The sequence below is a fragment of the Nostoc sp. LEGE 12447 genome (genome assembly GCF_015206985.1).
Classification (GTDB): domain Bacteria; phylum Cyanobacteriota; class Cyanobacteriia; order Cyanobacteriales; family Nostocaceae; genus Nostoc.
In genome coordinates, this window is the sequence record NZ_JADEXT010000061.1 from 23790 (window position 1) to 31764 (window position 7975).

The window sequence follows — 7975 nt, forward strand, 5'->3', positions numbered from 1 at the left end:
ACGAATTATTTTAATCCCTTCAATTTGCGAAACTCCTGGACAACATCTTTAACATCACGTAATTCACCCTCAACTAAATAATTTAACTGTCGCATTTCATCTGCCGAAATCTTTCCGGCGAGTGAAGCGATCGCTGTTTTTAATTCGGGATATTTTTTTAATATTTCTTGCCGAACAATTGGCACAGTTTCGTAAGGTGGAAAATAATGTTTATCATCTTTTAAGACAACTAAACCCAACCGAGAAATCTGCCCATCAGTAGAATTCCCCGCCACCATATCTACTTGTTTTTGAATCAAAGCACGATATATTAAACCCAAGTCCATGATTTGGGGAGATTTGGCAAAACGTAAATCGTAAGTTTTAGCTAATCCAGGGAAACCATCTTCTCGTTCTAAAAACTCATAACCAAAACCGCCGCGCCACTGTGGTGTATATTGAGTAGCTTCTGAGAGAGTTTGAATATTGTAGCGTTTGGCATCATCACCCCGGACAATCATCGCAAAAGTATTTTCAAAACCCAAGCTTGGCATCACTTCCAAATTGAATTGCTGGGAATATGCTTGTTTTAACCTTTCATAAACTTCTTTAGGATCATTAACTGCTTTTTGCTTTAAGATTCCCGTAAAAGCTGTACCTGTGTACTCAATATAAGCATCAATCTTGCCAGTAGTAATCGCGTTATGACAAACAAAAGAACCACCCAAACGGGGACGACGAGATACTTTTAAATTAGTTGTTGCCTCTATTTGCTGTGCTAAAAATTCACCTAAAATATCTTGTTCAGTAAAATCTTTGGAAGCAACAATAATATTGCCATTGCTGCTACTATTTACATTTGGTGTACAGCTAGTAATTAGTAATAACAAACTAAAAGTTAAAAAGCACGATGCTAAAAATCTTTTCATTAATTTTTAATTTTTAATTTATTTTCCAACCAGCCAATTGCAAAGTCAGCCAATAATGCAATTACCGCCGCCGGAACTGCACCAGCTAAAATTAACTGGTCGTTAACTACTGATATACCGCGAAAAATAAAGACTCCCAAGCCACCAGCCCCGATCGCAGCTGCAATGGTTGCAATGCCAATAGCAATTACCGTTGCGACTCGCACACCAGCTAAAATTACCCCCATTGCCAAGGGAATCTCAACTTGCAATAACAATTGTCTATCCGTCATTCCCATACCTCTCCCAGCCTCTCGAATCGCTGGATCTACACCAGTAATCCCTGTGTAAGTGTTACGAATTATCGGCAGCAAAGAATATACAGTCAGAGCAACAATTGCTGGTACAGCCCCAATTCCGCCAATTATAGGAACAGGAATAAGTAAACCAAAAAGAGCCAAACTAGGAATAGTTTGCAGGATATTCGCTATGCCGAGAATTGGTTGGCGGAGATATGTTTTACGTGTAATTAAAATACCTAATGGGATGCCTATAAGTATGGCAATTCCAATAGCGATGCCTACTAAAAACAAGTGTTCTAGAGTATGCTGAAGAATTTCTGGGGCATACTTAACAAGAAAGAAATTTTTCATAAATTGTCTTGGAAGGAACGCAGACATTTAAGAAAGGCTAGGCTTTCTGGGTGTTGCGATCGCATAAATTCATCTGTTGTCCCCAATACTACCAATTCTCCGCCATACATTAAACCAATTCTCGATGCCAAAACCAAGGCTTCTTGAATATCGTGGGTGACAAACACAACCGTCTTACCTAACTCTTGCTGCAAACGCCGAAACTCTTGTTGCAGTTCTAACCGCGTAATCGGATCGAGTGCGCCAAAGGGTTCATCCATCAACAATACAGGCGGATCTGCTGCTAAAGCCCTGGCTACACCGACTCTTTGTCTTTGTCCACCCGAAAGTTCGTGCGGGTAACGTCCTGCAAATTGTGCTGGTTCCAAACCCACTAATTGCAACAACTCATAAACCCGCGTTTTTATTTGTTTCGATTGCCAACCTTCCAAAGCCGGGACTAAACCCACATTGCGTTCAACTGTAAAATGGGGAAATAAACCAATTTCTTGAATGACGTAACCAATTTTTCGCCGCAGTTTAATTTCATCCCATTGAGTTGTGGGAATACCATCAAATAAAACTTCGCCTTGTGTAGGTGTGAATAGGCGATTAATTAACTTCATTGTGGTGGTTTTGCCGCTACCACTGCGCCCAAGTAATACTAGTGCTTCTCCTTGGCGGATGTTGAAGTTGAGATTTGACACCAAGGGGCGATGATTGCGGCTAAAGGTGACATCGCGGAATTCAACGGTGGTTTGGTTATTTTGCGGCATTAGTAGCTTTTGGTGGACGCTAGCCTGTTATTGACTATATGTATTATGTGCTGATTTTGCTAGCGTGCTAACGTCCAATTTGTCATGAAGCTGCATAGAATTCGATCCCCCCTAGCCCCCCTTAATAAGGGGGGAACCAGAAAAATATCTATCAAAGTCCCCCTTTTTAAGGGGGATTTAGGGGGATCAAGATATGTGCAACTTCACATTAAATGGGTATAACGTCCAATTTATCAGACAACAGATTTAAGCCCCTCTATGCAGTTTTAGCATTTTCATCTGATGCTTGCTCTGCAACATTTTTCAAGCGGCTCGACCTAATTTTGCGGATGCGATCGCTATAGCGAACACCACCCGCCATCTCATATTCGCGGCTGTCTTTGCCGTACTTGATTGCAACCACCATCAGCATCTTCTCAGAAAGCTGACTCAAGTTTTTTTCCATCTCTTCAATTTCAGTTTTAGAAGAGTCAACTACAGACAGAGCAGTATTATAAACATCAATTTTGTTGCGTAACTGGTCGATTGACTCAACTAATTTTTCTAGACTATAATCTTCATCAAATTTGATGCTTGGAACAATCGATTTCAGTCCGGCGGATCTTAACTGAGCTTTTTCTAGAATGCGGGATGTGCGTTTTTTTCGAGACATAAAATTACTCCTTTAAGATGCTCCTAGAGCTAGCTTGCCTCAATTAAACTATGTTCCGGTTCAGTAAAAGTCGCAAATATTTTTACTAAAGTTTTTGATTGATAACAGTAATTTTTCGTAACTTAATTACTAAATGTTGGTATTTATAGAGATAATTGTTTAAGCTTCATCAAAACTTTAAGGGAGACTGCTCCCATAAGTTGCGAAGCTGCTCTCGTAAGTTGCGAAGCTGCTCCCATAAGTTGCGAAGCTGCTCTCGTAAGTTGCGAAGCTGCTCCCATAAGTTGCGAAGCTGCTCCCGTAAGTTGCGAAGCTGCTCCCGTAAGTTGTGTAGCTGCTCCCGTAAGTTGTGTAGCTGCTCCCGTAAGTTGCGAAGCTGCTCCCGTAAGTTGTGAACCTGCTTCAATTTGTTGGGAGTGTGTAGGTAAAACTTTTGTAGGCGATGCCTACTGCGGTAAACAACGCATTTTATGAGAGATAGTAGCGTGTTGTGGAAGTGCGATCGCTTTTTGCCTATAAGATAAATCTACATATTTAGTACACTACTCACCAACAAGTTTAAGTGCTGACTCCAAAACTTGTGTACTGACTCTAAAACCAACCTGAATTAGTTGTTCAAAAATCGGTTTAGCGGCTTCTATCTTACCTTCCCGTTTCGCAAGCAGAATAACACCGAGAGTTCCCCGCACCGGAATCTCTAAAGCAAGTGCTGCGGTTTTGCGGCGCGTAGGCATAGCCCGCCGCAGGCATCGTCTAAAATTGCTTCATAGCCAGGATTGTTATATATCCAGGTGAGAACGTGACTTTCTCCCAAACCAAGACCCCATGCAGCAATCACTGGATCGACTTGTTCCACATCTTGAATATAGCTAGTTCCTTCATTCAAAATCCAGAGTTTTGCAGGGTCATTATTTGGTGCAATGCAGATTTCTTTAACAACACCGCTAGGAATGACAACCTCTTAGGCATAGTATTTTTGTCTTTCCAGAGTGACTAAAGAGGGATTATAGTTAAAAAAAGCAAAAAGCCATGCGATTGTAAGCCTAAATATATTAACAGAATTAAGGTACTTTATCTTACAAAAACTTATCTATCTTAAAGATGTTGAGCCTGGTATCAATGGTATCAAACTCAACGCAACCAAAGTCTTGCATATCTCCTTAAAATAACTGGCGCGGCTGTGCAAATAAAAAAGTTGTAAAAACAAGGGAAAATATGAAATTGCCAAAAACTTCCTCATCCATCTTTTCCAATTCTCCAGCACCAGAAAAAAACCTTCAATTGGCGTATAGACCATTTGGGAGCCAAATTCAAAAAGTATCAGTTTCACCCAAATCGCAAACAAACATAAGTGATGTTGCCTTTACAGAGCAAAAAATGGAGGCAACAAGACTGGAGTTACAGGCCAAGCATAAGACGATTACACCAGAGGGGCAGGAACGGCTGACTGTATTGCAAGCCAAGATGGATGGATTATTAAATTCTCGACTGGAACACGCAACTCAATTTAGTCATAACTTTGCCAATATTCCACTAAGAAGACCAGATACACCAACACTAATTCAGGAAAAACTGACGATTGGGGAGCCTGGAGATAAGTATGAGAAGGAAGCTGACGCAACAGCACGTCAGGTGGTGCAAAAGATTCATCAGCCACAGAGTGAGAAACTTCAGCGAGAAGAATTGTCTAATGAAGAAGAATTACAAATGACAGCAGGGGGCAGTATCCAGCGAGAGGAATTGCCTGAAGAAGAAAAAAAACAATTACAAATGAAACCTTTGGGAGAAAGTCCTTCACTGCAACGGGAAGAACTGCCTGATAAAGAAGATGAACTGCAAATGAAGCCGATGGTGCAACCTGTGACAAGCGGTGGTATGGCAGCATCACCTAATTTGTCAGCAGACATACAACGGGCTAGGGGTAGTGGACAGCCGTTGGCTGACAGCATCAGAGTACCGATGGAGCAGGCATTTGGTGCAGATTTTAGTGGAGTGCGGATTCATACTGGTTCCCAGGCTAACCAGTTGAATCAGTCGATACAGGCGAAGGCATTTACAACGGGACAGGATGTTTTCTTTCGACAGGGGACGTATGAGCCAAGGAGCCAGGGAGGGCAAGAATTGTTGGCGCATGAATTGACTCATGTGGTGCAGCAGAGTGGTGGCGCAGTACAAAGAGAAACTACTGTTCAAGGTAAATTAAGAGACACTATAAAGCCACCAGCGTATCAACAAGCGCCAGTTTACTCACCCGCTATTAGTATGGCTCAAACACAGAGTCTCCAATGCTTGCGAACTACAAATGAGTTAAAGTCTGACTTCAGTCAAAGAAAATTAATGGGGCTATTCAACAAGCCAAACAAAGATTTGCAAGAAGTGTTCACTGCTCTTGATGCTTACCATACCCATTACAGAGCCAATGGGGTAATTAGTGATGATTCAAGAAATAGAGAAGAACAAGGAGAAAGTATAAAAACTTACTTGGGTATACTTCTCAATAAGACAAATACTTATGTTGATAAACACAAGAAAGGGAAAAAGACTCACGATATCAAGGAACTGTTAACTGATTCTATAAAAGAGCAGAGAAATATTGATGAAGTTATCCACAGTCCTCAATACACGAATCAGGAGTGGAAAGATGTTCTTCCTAAATGGGAGCAACTGAAATTCCAAGACATTGAAGCGCGGAGACCGAAAAATGGAGAAGACCTTCAAAAAATTGCTGACAAATCAATTTATAAATACCTGTCAAAGATAGTCGATGAAAAGCTATACGGTCAGGAATATAAAAGTTCATCTAATCCAACACAGGCTTTTATGGAAAGAGTCTTAAAAGATTTATCTGAAAGACAGGAAAAACTAAAGACATTAAAAAACGCAGAAGAAATAGATGAAGAAGAAATAGCTGAACAAGAAGAATGGATACAAATGCTCAAGGAGAAAATAATAGATCAAAAAATTACAATCAATCCAGACACGGGAGAATTAGATACAGATGTATCAAAATATAAGGTCGAGTATCTGACAACAGAACACGAACGAGATAAATTTCATCTCACTATTACAAACGGTCAGCTATATCAGAATAAACTGAAGTTTGACACTACCAATATGTTTACTACATTTCAAGGTAGAGGATGGTCACTCTATGTGATGGATCCAAATGGAGAATTCTATGCAGGAAATTCCAAAGTTGGGTTATTTCACCATTCCAGTTTCCTTGCTGGGGGTGCTGTAGCGGGTGCGGGTGAACTAAAGACGAATTCATCTGGCTCTCTTCAGCAAATTAACAACAAAAGTGGTCATTACCAACCCGATCAAGATCAGATGTTCCAGGTATTGACTCAGCTAAAAAGTAAAGGAGTCAATCTGAATATCCCACTTTCTCTAATGAATCAGGAAGGTTTATACGAAGGTGGTGCAGCTAATTTTTACAAACAATATGAAGAGGTGGAAGCTAATTACAAAGAAAGAAGCAAGGAACAACAAATACGATCATCAATACCTCGTACTGATAAAGACCTAAATGAAATTGCGAAGGGTTCACGTTACAAAGATTTGCTGAAAGTAAAAACTCAATACATCGAGCAAGGGAATGAAGAGTTTGTCTCGTCAAAGAAATTCGTACTAGAGAATGCCCAAAAGACCATACAGAAATTCATTGAAGCTGAAAATCGGTTAAAACAACTTGAGGAATCAAAAGGTTTAGATGATCTAAACGATCGAAGCAAAGCACTCCTCGAAACAAAAATAGAGGAGCAAAAGTGGCTAATCAAATGGTTTTCAGACAAATTAGAAGACCAAGAATTCAAACTAAAAGATTCTTCAACGAAGGAACTAGATGAATCTCAGTTTGCTAATTACAAAACTCAGTACCTGACCACTCAACCAGAACGAGAGCAATTCCACCTCTCAATTAACAATAAATTCTCTCAAAATGGCAAGCCTTTCGATACTACTAAGATGCATACAGCATTCTGGGGCAGAGGTGCAGCTATCTATGTGATGAACCCTAATGGGGAATTCTATGGAGGAACGCACAAAATTGGGCAATTCCATCATTCTAGTTTCCTTGCTGGTGGTGCTGTAGCAGGTGCAGGTGAATTAAGGACTAATTCATCCGGTGAACTTAAAGAGATTAGCAACAAGTCCGGCCACTATCGCACAAGTGAAAAACACATTTTTCAAGTTTTAGACGAGCTTAAAGAACATAAGAGTGTAAATATTAAAGTGCCCCTGTTCATAGTGACCAACGAGAAACCAGATGGTGAATATCACCCAGGTGGTGCAGAAAAATTCTACACAGATAAAAAGCTGGAGAATAAACAAGCTGAAAATGATTCAGCAAAGAAAAGCAAGCAGAAAGTTGAGGCTGAAAATAATGACGACGATGACCGCACTAATAAATTTAAGGATAAAGCAGAAAAACGCAAGCATGAAATTGGGGCTGAAAATAAATCAGCAGAAGATTTTGACGGCTATTCTCGTACCAATAAGTTTGGTGATGAAACAGACGAACTCAAGCAGGAAATTGAGGCTGAAAATAAATCAATAGAAGATTTTGACGACTATTCGCGTACCAATAAGTTTGGTGATGAAACAGACGAACTCAAGCAGGAAATTGAGGCTGAAAATAAATCAGTAGAAGATTTTGACGGCTATTCTCGTACCAATAAGTTTGGTGATGAAACAGACGAACTCAAGCAAGATGATGATGAAGAATAAGTTTCAATTTTTTGAAGAATCTATATTTCATTCTGGTAGTGGCGTGGTACAGCTAAATTACTGTATTAAATGTAGTTTTGCTTGAGGAACGTAGCAAGATCCCCGCAGGGTAAAACCCAACATTAATACAGGTGTTGGATCTCATACTTTGCTGCGCGACGCTGATGTGAACGACCCAACCTTGTATCTTAGAAATAGTAGTAGACCGTCCCAACCTTGGTCATCATAGACCGCTTCGTAGCATGGGTCACTACAAAAATCTCTTTGACAGAACTCGAACAGTCGCCAGGGTCAAAGCTT

Annotated in this window: 8 protein-coding genes; 1 reads left to right on the top strand and 7 read right to left on the bottom strand. The window is 40.3% G+C overall.

Going from position 1 to position 7975, the window contains the following annotated elements:
* Window positions 1–5 precede the first annotated feature (5 nt).
* The 7 genes from IQ274_RS32755 to IQ274_RS32785 form a co-directional block, all read right to left on the bottom strand.
* Window positions 6–908, bottom strand: coding sequence for a glycine betaine ABC transporter substrate-binding protein (locus IQ274_RS32755; RefSeq protein WP_194144781.1), 903 nt, complete (start codon window positions 906–908; stop codon window positions 6–8).
* On the bottom strand, window positions 908–1540 hold the full coding sequence (locus IQ274_RS32760) for an ABC transporter permease (RefSeq protein WP_163927431.1): 633 nt from the start codon (window positions 1538–1540) through the stop codon (window positions 908–910). Before IQ274_RS32760 ends, IQ274_RS32755 begins: the two co-directional genes overlap by 1 nt.
* Window positions 1537–2295: an ATP-binding cassette domain-containing protein gene (locus IQ274_RS32765; protein ID WP_194144782.1), complete on the bottom strand. Its 759-nt coding sequence runs from the start codon at window positions 2293–2295 to the stop codon at window positions 1537–1539. Before IQ274_RS32765 ends, IQ274_RS32760 begins: the two co-directional genes overlap by 4 nt.
* A gap of 256 nt (window positions 2296–2551) precedes the next feature.
* On the bottom strand, window positions 2552–2947 hold the full coding sequence (locus IQ274_RS32770; RefSeq protein ID WP_163927429.1) for a hypothetical protein: 396 nt from the start codon (window positions 2945–2947) through the stop codon (window positions 2552–2554).
* A 169-nt stretch (window positions 2948–3116) separates the two neighbouring features.
* Window positions 3117–3353 (bottom strand): coiled-coil domain-containing protein, encoded by a 237-nt coding sequence (locus IQ274_RS32775; RefSeq protein WP_194144783.1) that lies wholly within the window; start codon window positions 3351–3353, stop codon window positions 3117–3119.
* A 136-nt stretch (window positions 3354–3489) separates the two neighbouring features.
* Entirely contained in the window at window positions 3490–3681 is a 192-nt protein-coding gene (locus tag IQ274_RS32780) for a DUF3368 domain-containing protein (protein ID WP_175586524.1), read from the bottom strand.
* The gene (locus IQ274_RS32785; protein ID WP_175586523.1) at window positions 3645–3833 is read right to left on the bottom strand and encodes a hypothetical protein; all 189 of its coding nucleotides are present in this window, start codon (window positions 3831–3833) and stop codon (window positions 3645–3647) included. The genes IQ274_RS32780 and IQ274_RS32785 overlap by 37 nt, the downstream gene beginning before the upstream one ends.
* Window positions 3834–4162: 329 nt before the next feature.
* On the opposite strand from IQ274_RS32785, the gene IQ274_RS32790 reads away from it, so the two are divergent.
* Complete coding sequence (locus IQ274_RS32790) at window positions 4163–7675, top strand: DUF4157 domain-containing protein (protein WP_228058541.1); 3513 nt, start codon at window positions 4163–4165, stop codon at window positions 7673–7675.
* The last annotated feature ends 300 nt before the right edge of the window (window positions 7676–7975 follow it).

Coding starts and splice junctions, on each gene's coding strand:
- IQ274_RS32755 (WP_194144781.1), bottom strand. CDS start 908: ATGAAAAGATTTTTAGCATCGTGCTTTTTAACTTTTAGTTTGTTATTA.
- IQ274_RS32760 (WP_163927431.1), bottom strand. CDS start 1,540: ATGAAAAATTTCTTTCTTGTTAAGTATGCCCCAGAAATTCTTCAGCAT.
- IQ274_RS32765 (WP_194144782.1), bottom strand. CDS start 2,295: ATGCCGCAAAATAACCAAACCACCGTTGAATTCCGCGATGTCACCTTT.
- IQ274_RS32770 (WP_163927429.1), bottom strand. CDS start 2,947: ATGTCTCGAAAAAAACGCACATCCCGCATTCTAGAAAAAGCTCAGTTA.
- IQ274_RS32780 (WP_175586524.1), bottom strand. CDS start 3,681: ATGCCTACGCGCCGCAAAACCGCAGCACTTGCTTTAGAGATTCCGGTG.
- IQ274_RS32790 (WP_228058541.1), top strand. CDS start 4,163: ATGAAATTGCCAAAAACTTCCTCATCCATCTTTTCCAATTCTCCAGCA.